Raw genomic sequence first — 19,882 nt, forward strand, 5'->3', positions numbered from 1 at the left:
AAAGGAGGAGTTCTGATGACAAAAGGTAAAAAAGTCGGACTGGCAACTAAAATCATCATCGGTCTAGCCTTGGGAGTTCTTTACGGATACTTTTTCAGGAATTATTCTGGATGGCTCAAACCAGTCGGGGACATGTTTATTCGCTCGATTAAGATGATCGTTGTCCCAATTGTTTTCTCCACGATTGTCATAGGGATTGCCGGAGTCGGCGATTTAAAAAAGGTGGGAAAACTCGGGGGAAAACACTTATTTATTTTGAAATTATTACGACGATTGCTATTTTGCTTGGTGTCACCGTCGCAAATTTAACGAAGCCCGGAATTGGGATTAATTTAAGTAAAATCACGAAAGTTGATATTAGTGCTTATACCGGTACAGCAACCCATCATACTGCCACGGACTTATTTGTAAACCTTATCCCAACCAATATTGTAGATTCTTTAGCTCGTGCAGATTTGTTACAAGTTATCTTCTTTGCGGTACTTTTTGGTGTAGCCTTAGCCTCAATTGGAGAAGTCGGCAAACCTGTTCTGCACTTTTTCCAAGGAGTTGCCGAGACGATGTTTAAACTCACAAACATTATCATGACGGCTGCACCCTATGGAGTTTTTGCTTTAATGGGTTTTACCGTATCCCAGTTTGGATTGGCGGTACTTCTTCCTTTGGGCAAGTTGGTCGGAATTCTTTATCTTACGATGGCCTTCTTCGTGGTGGTCGTCTTTGGGCTTGTCGCTAAGCTTGCGGGTATTAATTTATTCACTATGCTCAGAAACCTTAGTGCTGAGATGTTAATCGCTTTCTCCACCGACAGTTCAGAATCTGTTTTTCCGAGAATCCTCAAGAAAATGGAGCAGTTCGGGGTTCCGAAAGCCATTGTCTCGTTTGTCGTTCCAACGGGATATACGTTTAACTTAGACGGCAGTGCACTTTATCAAGGATTAGCGGTACCATTCATCGCCCAAATGTATGGAATTCACTTGACATTCACGCATACCTTGACAATTATTGCTGTACTTATGATCACATCTAAAGGAATGGCTGGTGTACCTGGTGTATCCTTTGTTGTGCTGGCCTCGACGTTGGCATCGACTGGGCTCCCTGTTGAAGGGTTAGCTTTGATTGCCGGTGTGGACAGGATCATGGACATGGGTCGTACGGTAGTGAATGTCATCGGGGTTTCCCTTGCTTCCGTCGTCATGGCCAGAATTGAAGGAGTTTTCGACCGTTCAAGGGCAACCTATCCTTTGCAGCCGTTACCGGAGGATTTAGAAATTAGCAGTGAAGATCTCGATCTTGCTGGTCAAGGTTCGAGTATAACTGAATCGTTTGCTAAGTAAATTACTCTTAATTACATCAATTTTCACTGGAATGCATATCATTTAAATACTGTTATTATGAGGATGTAGACAGGAATTTTCCTTGCTGCATCCTCTTGCCTATTGGAGTGTTGTGATTGAACCTGGAAAAATGGCTGGATTGGCTATCAAATCTGGAAGAAAAGATGCCCTTTGACACCATGCGAGTCTTTTTAATTGTGGGAACCTATGTCTTGGGGAAGTCGGAATCTTTCCCTTTGGTTCTTCATTTCGTTTAGGTCTAGGAAGTGTTTTTTATGTCCTCTGTCTCTATAGTTTCCCGAGGTTATCGACTCTCAGCAACGGCTGTTTGACAGGGATAGCCGTCGTCATATTTAGAGTACTGGCCGACCGTCTTATTTACGCCCAACCTATATCTCTGCTAACACTCTTCTTGGATAATGCTCCAGCTCTGCTCTATTATTTGGCCCTGACAACTGGAATTATTCTTTCGAGGGTTAAGGATAAAATCGCTAATCCGGTCAGAACAAGTTTATATTTCATGACGTTTGACTTTATCGCTAATGTTCTAGAACTTGCCTTTACTGCGGATTTCCGCACTAATTGGCATAGTATGGATGTTCTAATCCTGGGAGCTGGAGTCAAGGGGCTGTTTTTCTTAGCCTTTATGGCAACCACGGAACTATTTCGGCAGCGGATTTTGAGGGAAAAAGAACGAGAGAAATTTCAAGGCGAACTTTTAATGGGAGCAACGCTTTATGCTGAGGGATATTTTTTAAAGAAAATCATGAAAGAAATTGAACAGGCCACCGAAAAAAGTTTTCAACTCTATCAGGAATCTAACTTAGAGTCTTTTGGTAATGGACAGCAGATTGAGTTGTTAAGGTTGGCGGAGAAAATTCATGAAATAAAAAAGGATACGCAAAGGGTATTTAGTAGTCTAAAGGCTTTAATAGAACCTAACGATTATACGAGAATTGATTTGAATGAATTAATGAATCTCGTGATTGAAAGTCAGCAGCGATATGCCCAGATCCATCACAAAGAGATACTGTGGCAAAGGTCCTTGAGGTCTGGTCGTTGTTTTGTTGATAATTTCCTTCCGATTTTAGTAGTGGTTAATAATATCTTGGCCAATGGGATTGACGCAATCCAAACTCAGGGCAAAATTGCCGTGATATGGCATGTGAAAGATCATGGCTTGTTCTTGCATCTGGGCAACACAGGCAGTCCTATCTCTCCCAGTGATCGGGAATTTATCTTCTTGCCGGGTTTTACGACAAAGTACTCAGATTCCGGTAATGCTTCTACTGGGATTGGACTTACTCACGTGCATCATGTTCTATCAGAAGTCAATGGAACAGTCAAGATTACTCAAGCAAGCGGCCGTGAAACCTGGACATGGTTTCATATCCATCTTCCTCTGCGTCAAGAGTGCGTAAATTTGTCTCCAGCTTAAGTTGCGTATATAATAAACCTTAAATGTTAGGAAAAGGCCGTATATACTAGCGGTTTTGTTTCTGAATGCAAAGGAGTTCCTAATTGTGATCGAAATTGGCAAATTTAATCAACTTAAAATTAATAATTTCACCTCGTTCGGGGCCTATTTGGATGCCGGAACGGGAGTAAGACATGACAATATCCTTCTGCCGATCAAACAAGTGCCAGAGGGTGCTAAAGAAGGAGAACTACTTGAGGTTTTTATTTATAGGGATTCCGAAGAACGGTTAATTGCTACACGACAAAAACCCTTTGCTCAATTAGGTGATTTAGCTTATCTGAAGGTCAACGCCAAAACTAAAATAGGAGCCTTTCTCGATATTGGTTTAGAACGGGGGTTGTTTTTGCCGTTCCATGAACAGAAATTCCCCATCGAAGTGGGTAAGAGTTATTTGGTCAAGGTCTATTTAGACAAGAGCCAAAGATTGTGCGCTACTACTGAGATTTATGAGTATTTATCAACGGATTCACCCTATCAAAAAAATGACAAGGTCCTAGGAGCGGTTTATCGCATAAACCTCGCCATGGGCATTTTTGTCGCAGTTGATAATAAATATTTTGGCTTGATTCCTAACAATGAGTGTTTTACAGAACTTCATGAGGGGGATCAAGTTGAAGCCCGAGTCATTCGAGTCCGTGACGATGGAAAGCTGGATCTTTCCATTAGAGAACTTTCCTATCTGCAAATGGATAAAGATTCTTCAACAATTTTACAAGAAATTCAGAATGGAGAAGGTTTTCTGCCGCTGAGCGATAAAAGCAGTCCTCTAGAAATCGAAAGTCGGCTTAAAATGAGTAAAGCGGCGTTCAAAAGGGCTGTGGGTAAATTGCTTAAAGAAAATAAGGTTGTAAAGTCAGAAGATGGTCTTAGGGAGAAGAGATAGTCTTGAAAATTATTGTCGATGCTGATGCCTGTCCAAGGTCCGTCTTGCAGATTTGCGGCAGGATTGCCGGAGAACATTCCCTGGAAGTGTGGACTGTTGCTAGTTTCAACCACAATATTGAGTCGGATTTTCATGTGATGGTCGGAAATGCTTCTCAAGAGGCAGATATACGCTTGATGAATCTCGCTCAGATAGGTGATATAGCCGTGACCCAAGATTGGGGCTTAGCAGCTATGTTACTGGCTAAGGGTGTTCGATGTTTAAATCCGATGGGCAGGGAATTCAGTAATCAAAACATAGAATTTTTGCTGGAAGAGCGGGAAGTTAAAGCAAAGTTTCGCCGGAACGGTGGAAGAACTAAAGGACCTCACAAACGAAAGCCCGAAGATGATCGTGAATTTGAGATTAGTTTGCAGAGAATACTTAGTGAAAGTTAAAACTGTTCACGGGATCAGGACGAGTGCTGTCTCAGCTAGGGTGGCGGATTGGGAATGCGGACAAAAAATGTAAAATAAAGTACGTGAAAGGCTTTGCACTTTTGGTCAAAGTTGATTAAACTAAGGAGGGAGACTGTTGGAATAGTCTCCTTAACAATGATTTTTAAATGGAGGGTCAACTAGTGAGTACGGTAGTAGAAACAAAAGAATTTCAAACAGAAATTCGGCAATTATTGGACATAGTCATTCACTCTCTTTACACTGAACGTGAGATTTTCTTGAGGGAACTTATTTCTAACTCCGCGGATGCTATGGAAAAACTCCGTTACACGCAATTGACAGGTCAAGAAGTTCAGGATAAGGATTTGTTATTAGAGATTCATATTGAAACCTCAGAGGAGGATCATACCTTAACGATCATAGATGCAGGGGTTGGCATGACCAGGGACGAACTCGTCGAAAACTTAGGGACGATCGCTCATTCTGGGTCTAAAGAATTTATTCAGCACTTAAGTGCCAAGGGAGATCAAAAAGATCTGAACCTGATCGGTCAATTTGGGGTCGGATTTTATTCTGCCTTTATGGTTGCTGATCGAGTGACCTTATATACACGAACTTTTCTGCCTGAAGGAGATAGTTTAATCTGGGAATCCGATGGGGTGGGGAGTTACACCATAAAACCAGGCGAAAATTTACAGCGCGGTACCAAAATGGTCCTTCACTTAAAAGAGGATGCTTATGATTTTGCTAAAGCCGAAACCATTCAGCGAGTTATTAAACAATATTCGAGTTTTGTGCCTTATCCCGTGACCGTTAATGGAGAAAAAGTGAACACGGTCGACGCTCTCTGGACGAAAAATAAGAATGAAATTACAGATAACGACTATAACGAGTTTTACAAGTTTATCGCTAATGCCAATGACGAACCACTTTTCAGATTGCATTTTTCCTCGGACGCACCTTTAAATATCAACACCTTGCTTTTTGTTCCCCAAGATAACTTCGAACAATTTGGATTTGGACGAATGGAACCAGGAGTCAATCTTTATTGCAAAAAAGTTCTGATTCAAGAGAAATCCACAGCAATTTTACCTGAATGGCTGCGGTTTTTAAGAGGCGTCATGGACAGTGAAGAACTTCCTTTGAATATTTCTCGGGAGACCATGCAAGACAGCGCCTTGATCGGAAAACTCAACAAAGTGGTGACGACCCGTTTTCTTAAATTCCTCGAAGCTCAGTCTACCTCAGAACCAGAAAAGTATAAAACGTTTTGGGAAAAATTCAACCTCTTCATTAAAGAAGGGGCAGCCAATGACTTTACTCACCGTAATGACTTAGTTAAACTGTTGCAATATGAATCTTCCAATACGAAGTCCGGTGAATTGATTTCTCTCGCGCAATATGTTTCTCGCATGAAAGAGGGACAAACAGCTATTTATTACGTTAACGGCCCATCGCGCGAAGTTATAGAATCCGGGCCGTATCTGGAAATATTCCGGGATAAAGGATTGGAAGTGCTTTATACTTACGCAGCTATCGACGACTACATCTTTGGTACACTTGGAGAGTATGACGGAAAACGTCTTGTTTCCGCCGACGAAGCAAACTTAGATTTAGTCGATAAAGACCAGAAAGATAGAAGCGAACAAGCGCTGTCTGAAGAAAATGTTGCAGCCCTAACCGGTTGGCTTAAAGAAGTTCTAGGTTCTAAAGTCACTGAAGTAAGGGAATCAAAACGGTTGGTCGATAGCCCGGCTGTCGTTTTGAGTCCCTATGGAACCAACAGTATGCAGCGCATGATGCAATTGATGAATAAAGATATTAACAGTGTTGGACCCAGTGTTTTAGAAATCAATGCAGCTCATCCGATGATTAAACGACTAGATGATGCCAGAATCAACGAGGATTCATTCGCTAAGGTTGCTGCAGAGCAAATCTTTGAAAATGCCCAGATCGCTGCTGGACTTATTTTAGATCCCAGAAGTATGGTCAACCGACTTAATGAAATTTTAGAGCGAGCTTTAAGCAAGTAGCCTAAATAGTCTAATGTAATGGTCATTTCTGAGTCTTTGCCAAAGAGAAAGAACCATTGTTAGTCTTCATTGTTCTTTCTCTTTTGGTATTAAATATCAATATGGACAGCAGGCTTGAAATAGCAAGAACCTGATGAAGATCCGGCAAAATCCCTGTTTATGCCATGCTTAGACTTATATTACTATGTAATTATCTAATAGTACAATTAGGAATAAGAATTTTACAAGCACGCTAAAAGTCCTTAAACTGAAAGTGATAATAAGAACAAACACAATCCGAATAGTGAAACATCTCCAAATTCAGATGGTGAATAACCATTGCCCCTAGTGATCAAACTTGGAGAGTCAAATAATTCTGAAGACGTTTAAGGGGGAAGGTCGGTGTTGGATGGAGAACATGCGCCATTCGGCATCGACTCAATTGTCTTAAGCAAAATTTCGACGAGGAGTGGTCATCATGGATTTAATGCTAAAAGACCTTTTAGCGAAAAAGAGATCTGAACTTGTTTCAAAGTGGATTGATGAAATATTGAATACGTATCCTAATGACCCGTCAGGTATGTTACGCAAGCAAAGAGATAAGTTTCAAAATCCTGTAGGTCATACTATTTCCGTCGGAACAGACAAACTTTTCGAAGCGTTGCTTGAAGAAAAAGCTTTTGTTGAGGGTATGCCATTTCTTGATGATATTATTCGAGTCCGGGCGGTGCAGGATTTTTCCCCTTCTAAAGCAATGAGCTTTATTTTTATGCTTAAAAAAGTAATAAGAGAAGAACTGGGAAAGGAAATCAGGCAAAACCAGATCTATGAGGAACTGTTAAAGTTTGAGTCCAAAATTGATGATCTGGCCCTTTTTGCCTTTGATATATATTCAGGTTGCCGGGAACAACTCAACGAACTCAAGACGGAAGAACTCAAACGAATGACATTCTCACTACTCAAAAAGGCAAATTTAATGTACGAAATCCCAGCTCAAGAGGTTGAGCAAAAAGACCCAGCTCAAGAGTTTGAGCACAAAGAACTAGAATTTAATATCTAAAGGAAGGAGGTCGTAGAGTGAAAGCCTTTTATTCTTTCCTCGCAGTCATCGTTCTTATCCTTGTCGCCGCAATAGGTGGTAGTATAGCAAATCTACACTTTGTTTTTGGGATTGTTATCCCGTATGTGGCCTTTGTCCTGTTTGTGGGTGGATTCATTTGTCGTGTAATAAAGTGGGGTCGTTCTCCAGTTCCTTACCGGATTCCGACAACGGGTGGTCAACAAAAATCTCTTCCTTGGATCAAACAAGATAAGATTCAGAACCCAACGACTGCTTTGGGCGTCATTGTCAGAATGGCTTTAGAAGTACTCTTGTTTCGATCATTGTTTGGAAACTTAAAGACTGAATTAAGGGAAGGTGCTAATGGGGCGGAGATATCCTACGGCTCGGCAAAATGGCTTTGGTTAGGAAGTTTAGCGTTTCACTGGTCGTTCCTGATCATTATCTTCCGACATCTGAGATTCTTCTTAGAACCTATCCCTTCAGCTGTACAAGTTGTTGACAGTGTTGATAGCATGCTTCAAATTGGTTTACCGCCAATTTATATTACGGATTTGTTATTTATCGTGGCAATTACTTTCCTCTTCGTCCGCAGAATTGTGATTCCAAGAGTTAAGTACATTTCTCAACCAGCAGATTATTTTCCCCTTCTATTGATTTTCAGCATTGCATGTTCAGGGATATTAATGAGATATTTCTATAAAGTTGATATCGTTTCGGTTAAAGAACTAGCCTTAAGTTTGGCAATGCTTCATCCCGTGCTTCCAACAGGAGTAGGTGCGATTTTTTATGTGCATTTATTCTTAGTTTGTACTCTCTTTGTGTATTTTCCAACAAGCAAACTGATGCATATGGGTGGTATTTTCCTCAGCCCGACAAGAAATATGCTCAACAATAGTCGTATGGTTCGACATATAAATCCTTGGAATCATCCTGTTGAAGTGCATACCTATGAGCAGTATGAAGATGAATTCAGAGAAAAAATGAAAAAAGCTGGTATACCGGTGGAAAAGGAGTGATCGTGGATGGCACCGAAAGTTAAACTTCCTAAACCTGGAGAATTATCGAATATCAGTTATAATACTCCAGCAACGGATTGGATGGATACTCCCGTCGATTTCAAACCGGGTACCTATGCTTGGGGGGCAAAAGAGAAGGATCTTCTGACCCTAGGCTTACCGAACCCAAGACAATGGTCACCAGCTGAGGAAGACTGGAAACTTCCTGAAGGCTGGGAATCGACAATTCTTGATGGAATCGCAGAGAGGTTAAGTAAATACCGTTCTTTTAAAATTTTCATGGATATTTGTGTTCGCTGTGGAGCATGTGCCGATAAATGCCATTTCTATATCGGTTCGGGTGATCCCAAGAACATGCCTGTTCTTCGGGCTGAATTACTGAGATCAGTCTACAAAAAATATTTTACAAAATCCGGGAAGTTTCTTGGGCGTTTGGCTGGGGCAAGAGAACTTACAGAAGATGTATTGAAAGAATGGTGGTATTATTTCTTCCAATGCACAGAATGTCGTCGTTGCTCAGTATTCTGTCCTTATGGGATTGACCAGGCTGAGATCACAATCATTGGTCGGGAGCTTTTGAATTTAGTGGGTTTGAACCTTGACTGGATCGCGGGTCCGGCGGCTGCTTGTTATATGAAAGGCAATCACTTAGGACTTGAACCGCATGCCATTAAGGGAAACATTGAAACTATGCTTGATGACATCGAGGATCTTACAGGTATTACGATTGAGCCGAGCTTCAACCGTAAAGGTGCTGAAATTCTCTTTGTTACGCCTTCTGGAGACCTGTTAGGAGATCCGGGAATTTATACGAATATGGGTTATTTAATGCTCTTCCATGAGCTGGGATTGGATTATACCTGGAGCACCTATGCTTCAGAAGGTGGAAACTTTGGCTTCTTCACTTCAAATGACACCGCTAAGAGATTGAATTACAAGATATATGCTGAGGCTAAGCGTTTAGGCGTTAAATACATCATTGGCGGAGAATGTGGTCATATGTGGAGGGTTCTGAATCAGTATATGGACACTTGGCATGGACCTGCTGATTTCCTTGAAGTACCAAAATCCCCAATCACGGGAACGGTCTTTGAAAATGCGAAGTCGACGAAGATGATTCATATCACGGAATTTACAGCAGACTTAATCAAGAACAATAAACTGAAATTAGATCCCAGCAGAAATGATCATCTTAAAGTTACCTTCCATGACTCGTGCAATACTTCCAGAGGTATGGGATTATTAGAGGAGCCACGTTATATCATTAAGGCTGCTTGTAATAATTTCTATGAAATGCCTGAGAATACAATCCGTGAAAAAACATTCTGTTGTGGCAGCGGATCAGGATTAAATGCTACTGAAAATATGGAAGAACGTATGAGAGGCGGTTTTGCCCGTGCTAATGCCGTCAAATATGTTCGAGAAAAACATGGCGTAAACGTGCTTGCCAACATTTGTGCGGTTGATCGTGCTGCACTCCCAACTCTCATGGACTATTGGGTACCTGGAGTATCTGTTTATGGTACTCATGAGCTGCTCGCTAATGCTTTAGTCATGAAAGGTGAGAAAGAAAGAACCACAGATTTACGCGGTGACGATTTACCCGGAAAGGAGGGCAATGACTAATGTATAAAGGCGGAAGAATCATTGCTTCGCTTGTTGTCTTTGTGGCTATTCTAGCGATTCCTTTCTTCTATAATTTAGGCAGAGCAAGTGCTGGTCCAGTCTTAAACCTTCCGACGAACAGTCAGTGCGTCGAACCAGCTGCTTATATGAGAGCGAATCATATGCAGCTCCTTAACCAATGGAGAGACGCATATGTACGTGACGGTCAGACAGTGTACGTCAATAGTCAAGGAAAATCGTTTGATATTAATATTGACACTTGCACAAAGTGTCACTATTCTAATAGTACAGCATCTAGTACAACATCTACTGCAGCATCAAGTGCAACAGGAGTGAGTAACCCGGCGGTAAATTCGTCCGATCAATTCTGTGTTACATGTCATAATTATGCATCAGTTAAGCCTACCTGCTGGAGTTGCCATAATGAACCAGGGGGGGCGAAACAATGAGCATCAATAGACGTCAATTTCTGAGAAGAGCTGGGGCTTTAACAGCGCTCGGACTCGGAGGTTCATTTGTAATCACTGGATTTAAGGGCAAAAAGGTCGTGGCAGCCTCTGCGTATGAGGCTCCTAAAAATGCTGAAACTATTAAGCATTGGGCCATGGTTGTTGATGTGAGTAAGTTCAAATCCGAAGACGACTTTACTCGAGTTATTCAAGCGTGTGATTCGATTCACAATATCCCTGATTTTGGCAATACAAAAGATGAGATTAAGTGGATCTGGAAAGATGATTACGAGCATACTTTTGCGGATTCTGTGAACGAATATATGGATGAAAACTTCAAGAAGCTGCCATTTGTTATAACTTGTAATCACTGTGAGAACCCACCTTGTGTCAGAGCCTGTCCTACAGGTGCAACGTTCAAACGCCCTGACGGGATCGTAACAATGGATTTTCATCGTTGTATTGGCTGTAGATTTTGTATGGGTGCCTGCCCCTTTGGCGCACGTAGTTTCAACTTCCGAGATCCGAGACCGTTTATTAAAACCTTTAACCCTGATTTCCCTACCAGAACTCCAGGAGTTGTCGAAAAATGCTTAGGTTGTTATGAGCGATTAGAAAAAGGCTTGCAACCGGCTTGCGTGGAGGCATCAAATGGAGGGTTGATCTTCGGTGATCTGGATGATCCTAATTCAGAGGTGCGCAAAATCGTCAGTACTCAATTCACCATTCGCCGTAAAACGGAATTGGGGACCCAACCGAGTGTTTACTACTTGGTAGGAGGTGAAGAGCATGCTTGAAAAGGCTCTGTCAGGTAGTAAGAAGTATTGGGCTTGGATTATTTTCTTGCTTGCTGTGATTGTTGTAGGCTTTTTCTCCTATATGAGACAGTTTAATTACGGTCTCGGACTTACAGGTATGAGTCGGGATGTTTCCTGGGGCTTGTATATCGCCCAGTTCACCTTTTTAGTGGGTGTAGCCGCCTCTGCTGTAATGCTTGTGACTCCATATTATCTTCATGATTTCAAACGCTTTGGCAGAATGGTCATTTTAGGTGAATTTCTGGCAATTGGTGCCGTGATTATGTGTATCTTGTTCATCTTTGTTGACGTAGGGCAGCCAATGCGTATTCTAAACGTACTTTTGTATCCACAATTACACTCGGTTATGTTTTATGACATGTGTGTTTTGTGTGGTTATCTGGCCATTAACCTTATTGTAGGCTGGACAACGCTTGGCGCAGAACGAAAAGGAGTTCATTACCCGAACTGGGTAAAACCGATCATTTACCTGTCGATTCCTTGGGCTTTCAGTATTCATACTGTGACGGCCTTCTTATATGCAGGTTTGCCGGGAAGACATTTTTGGTTGACTGCTATCATGGCTGCCCGCTTCTTGGCTTCTGCTTTTGCAGCTGGTCCGTCTCTCTTAATCATCTTAGCGTTAATTGTTCGTAAAGTTAGCAAATTCGATCCTGATCCGGACCGTAACGCTATACCATCTCTTGTTAAAATCATCCGCTATGCGATGATTGCGAATGTTTTCTTCTACCTGTGTGAAGTGTTTACAGCGATGTATAGTCATATTCCAGATGAAATGGCTGCTTTCAAGTATATTTTCGTAGGTATTGACGGACATACTAGTTTAGTACCTTTCATGTGGACAGCTGCTGTTCTCGCTTTTCTGGGTATTGGTTTGTTGATTTTCCCGACTCGTAAAAGTCCAGTTTTTCTGCCTATTGCTCTTTTAGCAATTTACTTTGCAAACTGGATTGATAAAGGAATTGTTTTAATCCTAGCCGGATTTGTTCCCAATTCCTTCGATCGTGTGGTAGAATATTTCCCAACAGCCAATGAAATCTCTATAGTTTTGGCGATCTATGCCATAGGTGCATTGATTGTCACAGTTCTCTATAAAGTTGCGATCTCAGTTCGGGAACAATCAGAAGTCTAAAACTTGTTATTTTTATTGATAATTGTTTGAGTGGACAACTTAACGTCTAATCTCAACAATATCAATTTTATAAACTCATAAAGGAGGATAATTAAAATGGCTCAACTTGTTGTAGGGGATTTAGTTGTAGAATTGGATGAAGATGGTTTCCTAGAGGATCATAAAGTGTGGACTGAAGATGTTGCTAAGGCCCTCGCCAGCACTGAGGAAGTATCTGAACTTACAGAGGAACACTGGAAAATGATCAATTACCTCAGAGATTATTATGATCAATTTGGGGTAGCTCCAATGGTTCGTAAAATGTGCAAAGACACAGGATACGATCAAAAGAAAATTTATGAACTCTTCCCTGCTGGTCCTGGGAAGGGAGCTTGTAAAATCGCTGGTTTACCAAAACCGACGGGTTGCGTGTAAAAACCAACGTGTTTACAAACTTATCAGCTTAGAATGATATTGATAAGCTTGTGCTTTAAAGAGCCGATCACATTAGTGATCGGCTCTTTTCCGTCAACAGGTATTCCCGAGATGAGCAGGAATTCCTTAAAACAACGTAGAATACTATATATTAGTCTTTTAGGAGATGGTCGTATGAACTATCCCAGGGACGGTCAGAATAATTAAAGTTAACACGCCTAGTTTACTGATAGCTTTCTTATTATTCCTCTAAGCTTAAAGTATATCATGATCGTGCAGGACTATCTTAACTAAGGAGCGGTTGTTTTGGAGAGCACACGATTAAAGCAACAAATTGAATTTATTGTCGAGATAGATCGCTTAAAAAGAGTCTTTAGACAAAATGTCGTCATAGGTACGGCCGAACAAGAAAACGATGCGGAACATTCCTGGCATCTAGCTGTTATGGCAATGTTACTGTTGGAATACTCATCCGAAAAATTAAATAGTTCAAAGGTGTTAAAAATGCTTCTTATCCACGATCTCGTGGAAATTCATGCAGGTGACACTTTTTGCTATGATAAAGAAGGCAATCTTGATAAGTTAGAGCGTGAACAAAGGGCAGCGGATAAACTGTTTAATATTCTCCCATCTGATCAAGCCCAAGAGATCATGGATTTGTGGGAAGAATTCGAGGCAGTGGAAACACCTGAAGCTCGTTATGCAGCAAGCCTTGATCGTCTGCAGCCGTTGCTTCTGAATTACAATACGTTCGGACATACCTGGAAAAGACCTGGGATCACAAGTAAAAATGTCCTGCAACGAAATCAGCTTTTAGAGAAGCCGGTTCCTGAACTTTGGGATTTGGCTCAAGAAATCATTGAGGATTCTATTCAGAAAGGTTACCTTAAAAGGTCATGATTTTTTATGCTGTTTTTGCTCAATGAGTAGCCTTAACTAATACTTTTATAAAGAAAACTTGGCTGGCGCCCGAAGACACTGTCTTCGCACTTGTTAGCCTTAGCGCAGGCGGCTGCCTAGTTGCTCTTATGCTGTAGAAAGTATTTAACCAAGTTATACTTTCTGACAGTAGAACAAAATTATGGCTGAAGAAATCAAAGGAGTAATAAATGAATCAAATCATGAATGCCCGTCAGAAAGTCGTGGAAAAAGGAGTTCAAATCCTGGAAACTAGCTTAACAGTGGGAACCTGGGGAAATATAAGCTGCCGAATTCCTTCAGAAGATTGTTTTGCTATCACACCTTCAGGGATGAATTATGAAACGTTAAAACCTGAAGATGTCGTGATTGTGGATTTTAACGGAAAGATCCTCAATGGCACAAGAAAACCTTCTATTGAATTACCCTTACACTTAGCAATTTATCATGCGCGTCAGGATATACAGGCTATCATTCATACTCATAGTGCTTATGCAACTGCCATGGCCACAGCAAGAAAAGGAATTCCGGGTGCAGTAGAAGACTTAGTGCAAATTGTAGGTGGAGATGTTCGGGTAAATGAATACGCTTTGCCCGGAACACCACAACTAGGAATAAATACGGTTAAAGCGTTAGAAGGACGAAATGCAGTTTTGCTTGCGAACCATGGGATGCTGGGGGTTGGAAAGGATTTAGATGAAGCCCTGAGGGTTTGTCAAGTGGTTGAAAAATCTGCTAAGATCATTCTATTTGCCCGCCTTATGGGGGGAGCCATCGAACTCTCGCAAGAAGATATTACAGGAATGAGAAATTTCTACCTTAACGACTATGGACAGAAGTAAGTTTGGACTTTGTTAGTTAGCTGCAGTGAAAAGATTTAGAAATAGAGTATAATATAACCTTAGAAATAGAAAGAGGGTATAAGCACATGCTATCAACCATTCGAGACTTATCTTTAGCACCTTTAGGACAGAGTAAAATTGATTGGGTCGCTCCAAGAATGCAAGTTCTGAATATGGTTCGTCAAGAATTTGAGAAAAAGCAACCCTTTGCAGGTAAAAACGTCGTCATCTGCCTGCATTTAGAAGCCAAAACAGCCTATTTAGCTCACGTGGTACGAGCAGGAGGCGCTAAAGTAACTGTGGTGGCCAGCAACCCACTCTCAACTCAGGATGATGTGGTAGCCGCTCTCGTGCAGCAGGGAATAGAAGCCCATGCTTGGTACAATGCAACGGATGAAGAATATAAACAACATCTTCAATTAGCTCTTGATACTGAGCCGGATTTCATTATTGATGACGGAGGAGATCTCGTCTCGACAATTCACACCACACGACCTGAACTGCTGCAAAAAGTTAAGGGTGGAGCAGAAGAAACGACGACAGGCGTTTTGAGGCTGCATTCGATGGCCAAAGATGGAGCCCTAAAATTTCCAATGGTAGCGGTTAATGATGCCCAGTGCAAGTATTTGTTTGACAATCGCTATGGCACTGGTCAATCTGTTTGGGATGGAATTATGCGAACAACAAACTTAGTCGTCGCCGGTAAAACTGCAGTTATTGCTGGATATGGCTGGTGTGGCAAAGGTGTTGCTCTGAGAGCAAAGGGTCTGGGGGCCCGCGTCATTATTTGTGAAATCAATCCGATCAAAGCCAATGAAGCCTTAATGGATGGTTTCGAAGTTATGCCTATGTCTGAAGCAGCTGAGTTCGGGGATTTTTTTATAACTGTTACAGGCAATACCAATGTTATCAATAAGGAACACTTTGTCGTTATGAAATCTGGCGCAATTCTTTGTAATGCGGGTCATTTTGATGTGGAGGTTAATGTAGCTCAACTCAAAGAAATTGCCGTTTCGGAAAGAGGAGCTCGAACAAATATTACAGAATACGCGCTTCCCAGTGGTCAAAAACTATATCTGCTGGCTGAGGGCCGCCTCGTTAACCTGGCTGCAGGAGATGGACATCCAGCTGAAGTTATGGATATGACCTTTGCTCTTCAAGCCCTTTCCCTTGAGTACGTTGCGTTAAACTATGACAAACTTACGCCTGGTGTTTATCAAGTCAATACTGAGATTGATGAGAAGGTAGCGCAGTTAAAACTTCGATCTCTTGGTTTATCGATTGATACCTTAACACAGGAACAAATGGGGTATCTGGCATCGTGGAGTCCCGAAGAGGTTTAACCCTGATTTTTCTATAAGCGTTAATACTAGAAAACACCGTTTTCGTTAACGGTGTTTTTTAATTTCATGAGATAGTAGCTTTTATCATAATCATTTGGATTAAGATTTTAGCTTTACTATAATCTATCAATCTATTAAGGTATAATTAGTGGGTAAGTAAAAAATTGGTATTTCTCATATCAGAGGTAAGCGTAACCAAGGATAAAGATATGGAGGCTAACGGCGTGGGGAAAAGACTCATCATCGCAGAGAAGCCGTCTCAAGCTCGCGAATATGCCAAGGCTTTGGGCGTTCGAACTAGAGGAGATGGCTTCTTAGAGAATGAGCAATATGTCATCACCTGGTGTTTTGGCCATCTTTTAGAGCTTGAACGCCCAGAGGTTTATATGAACCTGGATCAAGTCGGAAAACGCTGGAGTTTAAGGAGGTTGCCCGTACTTCCAAAATTAAACGAGTTTCGGAGAACCATTAAGTCTGGGGCTGCCAAACAATTTCAGGTAGTGCAGCGCTTATTGAAGTCTTCTGAGATCCAGGAAGTCATCTGTGGAACTGATGCAGATCGAGAAGGTCAGCTGCTTTTTCAAGAAGTGTGGGAAGCATCCCGTTGCCAAAAACCTTTGACTCGACTCTGGATATCCTCATTGACAGCGGTTTCTATCCGTGAAGGTATGGAACAGCTTCGATCGGCACAATCTATGGCAGGTTTAGCGGCCGCAGGGAATGGCAGAGCGTATGCTGATTGGGACTTTGGCATGAACCTGACAGAAGGATTCACCTCCTTGTTCGGAAGTTATGATGCGGTCCGAAAAAAACCTAATGTCATTTCAATTGGACGGGTACAGACACCAACGTTAGCCTTAATCGTGGAGCGAGAATGGGAAATAGATTCCTTTATTCCACAGCCATTCTTTGAAGTTCGAGCTGAGTTTGCAACAATTCAGGGAGAATATCAAGGGAAGTGGTTTGATTTTAAAGACGAATCCAGACGATTGTTGAAGCTTCAAGATGCCGAGGAGATTGTCAAGAAGACTCAAAATAAGCCCGCTAATATTGCGGTACTTACCCGTAAAGACGTACAAGAACCACCCCCTCTTCTTTTTGATTTAACGTCCTTGACAATCGCTGCATCCAAAAAATATGGTTTTAGTGCTGAAAGAGTCTTGCAATTAGCCCAATCTCTTTATGAAAAAAAGGGGATAACCTATCCTCGCACCGATTGTACTTACCTGTCGGAGGATCTGGTGCCTAAGTTACCTGCTCATTTAAATGCCGTCCTCCAAGAACCCTATATCAAGTTTGCAGAGGAAGCCAGTCGTTATGGAGTGCCCAAAGGAAAACGTGTGATTAATACTATTTCCGCTCACCATGCAATTATTCCGACAACCGAGAAAATTCCCCTGGCAAGGCTCTCCGAGGATGAACAGAAACTTTATGACTTGATCGTTCGGCGTTTTCTCGCGGTCTGGTTTCCTTCAGCCCACTATGATCAGACTGACGTAGTTACAGTTATCGAAGGGGAGCATTTCCGCACAAAAGGCCGAGTCTTACTCAGCCCTGGCTGGAAAGCTGTTTACGGTCTAGAGGGCGAGGAAAGAGTTGTTCAGACGAAGAGAAAGATTAAATCGGACGATGAATCGGAGCAAGGTAAAGACGAAAATATTTCTCTTCCCCCTTGAACAAGGGGGAGGAGGTCATCACAAAACAAGTATTTATCGAAGAGAAATCGACTAAACCACTCAAACGATATACACAAGGAGATTTGCTTAAAGCAATGGAAGGAGCAGGTAAACAAATTGATGATGAGATTCTTCGACAGCAATTAAAAGGCAAAGGCTTGGGAACTGTAGCGACTCGGCCGGCAATAATCGAGAGTTTGATTGATCGAGGATATATTTTCCAGGAACAGAGGGTCCTAAAACCTACATCGAAAGGATCAGAACTTATTCGACTTATTAAGGATCGGCTGCCTAAGGCCCAACTCCTGATAAGTGCTGAAATGACCGGACAAATGGAGTTTAATCTTTCAAAAGTTGAAAAAGGACAACGAACCTTGGAAGAGTACATATCAGAGGTTGAAATCGCCATTCGTCAGATCATTGATGAACTTCACTTGTTCGAGCAGCAGTATGGCAGGGTTCCTTTAGCATTAGCCCCTAAGCCCCCGTCGCCTCGATCATCCAAACGACCAGAAACTATGACTAGGGGCACAGGAACGAAAAAATCCCTTGTCTCTTATAGTGTAGACAGAGCAAACAAAGAAGATGTTAAGTCAGCAATGAAAAATCAGGCTGGTGCCCTAGGGATATGTCCATGGTGTGGCAGTGAGGTCATTGAAGGACAAAAAGGGTTCGGGTGTTCAAATTGGAAAAATGGCTGTCATTTTGTAGTATGGAAGAAGCAATTTTGCGGGAAGACAATCACTCCCAATCAAATGAAAAGCCTCTTAAAAAAAGGTAAGACCCCTTTGATAAAAGGATTCAAATCTAAAACTGGCAAGACATTTGCGGCGTATTTAGTTTGGGAAAATATAAAAGAGGGTAAATTAAAATTGGAATTTAAGGAATAGGAAAGAACGTATACTGAATATCAGACATAGATTGTCCCTGTGGTATCCGCTAAAATAATCAGATAGGACGGAGATCGCCAATGCCAACATCCTTTCTTCAGCTCGGACTTGATCAATCATTAGTGCTTGCCTTGAGTAAGCAAGGAATTAATGAACCGACAGTAATCCAAGAACAAACGATACCTTTACTTTTAGAAACTAATGATCTTGTCGGACAATCAGAAACTGGAACTGGTAAAACGCTAGCTTATCTTTTGCCGATTTTCCAGAAAATCAATGTTTTAAAGAAAGAGACTCAAGCATTGATCTTAACTCCAACCCATGAGCTTGCTCTGCAAATTCAGCGTGAAATGGAGATGCTAGCCCAAAATTCCGGCCTGACTGTTACTTCAACAGCAATAATAGGCAATGTGAATATCTCAAGGCAAATTGAAAAATTACGGGAGAAGCAACATATCATTGTAGGATCCAGTGGTCGGATTCTCGAATTGATTCAAAAACGAAAAATCTCAGCGCAAACCGTTAAGACCATTGTGCTTGATGAGGCAGACCGCCTATTGGATGAACAGAATTTACAGGCTGTCAAAGCAGTTATTAAAACTACTTTGAAAGATACGCAGCTTGTTTTATTTTCCGCCACGCTTACCCCAGCTGCTCTGCAGCGTGCTGAAGGGCTCTTAAAAAACCCTAAGGTTATTCGGGTTAGCACTCGAGTAATGATTGCTCCAACCATTTCACACATGTACTTTCTTGCTGAGCAAAGAGATAAAATTGAAGTTTTGAGAAAGCTTATACGTTTAATCGCTCCGCCAAGAGCCTTAATTTTCATCAATAAAAGTGAGGAAATCGAAAAGACGGTTGAAAAGCTTAGATATCATAGTTTGGAGGCAGAAGGAATTTATGGGGGGGCAAGCAAAGCAAGCCGCAGTAAGGCCATGGAAGAGTTCAAACATGGGAAAATAAGTCTGCTTGTAGCTTCAGATCTAGCAGCTAGAGGTTTGGACATCAAAGGAATTACCCATATTTTTAACCTCGACTTGCCCGAAGACCCACAGCTTTATCTTCACAGAGTGGGCCGAACTGGGAGGGCCGGAGAACGTGGGGTTGCAATATCACTGGTAACAAGGCTTGAAGTTCCTTATATTAAAAAACTGGAAAAAACTTATGGTATAAACATTTCTTCCAAAGAGATGGCTTATGGGAAAATCCTAAACTCTTCTCCCCAAAAATCCTCCGTTGTGAGAACCCCAAAAAGTTTAACCAATACAAAGCAACGCAAAAGAACGTCTAAAGGTTAGCTAGGAGTCTGAATGATTTCTAAGATTCAACGTTTAATGCTAACTTCTTTACAGGAAATTGTAGTATAATTATTTATAATGGATTATTGTTTCTTGTCAAAACTTTAAGTCATCCCGCACGGCAGATCATGTCGTCTTCCTAGATCGAGATAAAGGTCGCCTTTTTAGTGGTGATCTTTTTCTTCATCACAAAACTCGAATTGTGCGTCGTCATGTCTATTATGCTCATGCAGGAGTAGTCAAGAACC

The 19,882-nt window shown here is 41.6% G+C and carries 16 protein-coding genes and 2 pseudogenes; all 18 read left to right on the forward strand.

Annotated elements, in window-relative coordinates; all coding sequences use genetic code 11:
- The first annotated feature begins 15 nt into the window (after positions 1 to 15).
- The 18 genes and pseudogenes from VZF35_RS24710 (at position 16) to VZF35_RS24795 (ending at position 19,634) form a co-directional block, all read left to right on the forward strand.
- Positions 16 to 1,337, forward strand: a pseudogene (locus VZF35_RS24710) (dicarboxylate/amino acid:cation symporter).
- Between the two features lie 116 nt (positions 1,338 to 1,453).
- Entirely contained in the window at positions 1,454 to 1,594 is a 141-nt protein-coding gene (locus VZF35_RS24715) for a hypothetical protein (protein ID WP_407309076.1), read from the forward strand.
- Positions 1,595 to 1,665: 71 nt separating this feature from the next.
- A complete protein-coding gene (locus VZF35_RS24720; protein WP_407309078.1) occupies positions 1,666 to 2,775 on the forward strand; it encodes an ATP-binding protein in 1,110 nt (369 codons plus the stop codon).
- Between the two features lie 85 nt (positions 2,776 to 2,860).
- Entirely contained in the window at positions 2,861 to 3,700 is an 840-nt protein-coding gene (locus VZF35_RS24725; RefSeq protein WP_407309080.1) for a S1 RNA-binding domain-containing protein, read from the forward strand.
- Positions 3,701 to 3,702: 2 nt separating this feature from the next.
- Positions 3,703 to 4,137: a DUF188 domain-containing protein gene (locus VZF35_RS24730; RefSeq protein WP_407309082.1), complete on the forward strand. Its 435-nt coding sequence runs from the start codon at positions 3,703 to 3,705 to the stop codon at positions 4,135 to 4,137.
- A 167-nt stretch (positions 4,138 to 4,304) separates the two neighbouring features.
- Positions 4,305 to 6,170 (forward strand): molecular chaperone HtpG, encoded by a 1,866-nt coding sequence (gene htpG / locus VZF35_RS24735; RefSeq protein WP_407309084.1) that lies wholly within the window; start codon positions 4,305 to 4,307, stop codon positions 6,168 to 6,170.
- Between the two features lie 457 nt (positions 6,171 to 6,627).
- On the forward strand, positions 6,628 to 7,209 hold the full coding sequence (locus VZF35_RS24740; protein ID WP_407309086.1) for an RsbRD N-terminal domain-containing protein: 582 nt from the start codon (positions 6,628 to 6,630) through the stop codon (positions 7,207 to 7,209).
- A gap of 17 nt (positions 7,210 to 7,226) precedes the next feature.
- A complete protein-coding gene (dsrM, locus tag VZF35_RS24745; protein WP_407309088.1) occupies positions 7,227 to 8,228 on the forward strand; it encodes a sulfate reduction electron transfer complex DsrMKJOP subunit DsrM in 1,002 nt (333 codons plus the stop codon).
- Positions 8,229 to 8,234: 6 nt separating this feature from the next.
- On the forward strand, positions 8,235 to 9,854 hold the full coding sequence (gene dsrK, locus VZF35_RS24750) for a sulfate reduction electron transfer complex DsrMKJOP subunit DsrK (protein WP_407309090.1): 1,620 nt from the start codon (positions 8,235 to 8,237) through the stop codon (positions 9,852 to 9,854).
- A complete protein-coding gene (gene dsrJ, locus VZF35_RS24755) occupies positions 9,854 to 10,303 on the forward strand; it encodes a sulfate reduction electron transfer complex DsrMKJOP subunit DsrJ (RefSeq protein ID WP_407309092.1) in 450 nt (149 codons plus the stop codon). The genes dsrK and dsrJ overlap by 1 nt, the downstream gene beginning before the upstream one ends.
- On the forward strand, positions 10,300 to 11,100 hold the full coding sequence (gene dsrO / locus VZF35_RS24760; protein WP_407309094.1) for a sulfate reduction electron transfer complex DsrMKJOP subunit DsrO: 801 nt from the start codon (positions 10,300 to 10,302) through the stop codon (positions 11,098 to 11,100). Before dsrJ ends, dsrO begins: the two co-directional genes overlap by 4 nt.
- A complete protein-coding gene (gene dsrP / locus VZF35_RS24765; RefSeq protein ID WP_407309096.1) occupies positions 11,093 to 12,253 on the forward strand; it encodes a sulfate reduction electron transfer complex DsrMKJOP subunit DsrP in 1,161 nt (386 codons plus the stop codon). The genes dsrO and dsrP overlap by 8 nt, the downstream gene beginning before the upstream one ends.
- A 96-nt stretch (positions 12,254 to 12,349) precedes the next feature.
- Positions 12,350 to 12,667, forward strand: coding sequence for a TusE/DsrC/DsvC family sulfur relay protein (locus VZF35_RS24770; RefSeq protein ID WP_407309098.1), 318 nt, complete (start codon positions 12,350 to 12,352; stop codon positions 12,665 to 12,667).
- Positions 12,668 to 12,973: 306 nt separating this feature from the next.
- Positions 12,974 to 13,567 carry an HD domain-containing protein gene (locus tag VZF35_RS24775; protein ID WP_407309100.1) on the forward strand — a complete coding sequence of 198 codons (594 nt, stop codon included), beginning with the start codon at positions 12,974 to 12,976 and terminating at the stop codon, positions 13,565 to 13,567.
- Positions 13,568 to 13,776: 209 nt separating this feature from the next.
- Complete coding sequence (locus VZF35_RS24780) at positions 13,777 to 14,427, forward strand: class II aldolase/adducin family protein (RefSeq protein WP_407309102.1); 651 nt, start codon at positions 13,777 to 13,779, stop codon at positions 14,425 to 14,427.
- An 86-nt stretch (positions 14,428 to 14,513) separates the two neighbouring features.
- On the forward strand, positions 14,514 to 15,770 hold the full coding sequence (locus VZF35_RS24785) for an adenosylhomocysteinase (protein WP_407309104.1): 1,257 nt from the start codon (positions 14,514 to 14,516) through the stop codon (positions 15,768 to 15,770).
- A 224-nt stretch (positions 15,771 to 15,994) separates the two neighbouring features.
- Positions 15,995 to 18,336: pseudogene (locus VZF35_RS24790) on the forward strand (DNA topoisomerase 3).
- 80 nt (positions 18,337 to 18,416) lie between these two features.
- A complete protein-coding gene (locus VZF35_RS24795) occupies positions 18,417 to 19,634 on the forward strand; it encodes a DEAD/DEAH box helicase (RefSeq protein ID WP_407309106.1) in 1,218 nt (405 codons plus the stop codon).
- The last annotated feature ends 248 nt before the right edge of the window (positions 19,635 to 19,882 follow it).

It is taken from the genome of Desulfosporosinus paludis, assembly GCF_045689965.1.
In the GTDB taxonomy this organism is placed as follows: Bacteria; Bacillota; Desulfitobacteriia; order Desulfitobacteriales; family Desulfitobacteriaceae; genus Desulfosporosinus; species Desulfosporosinus paludis.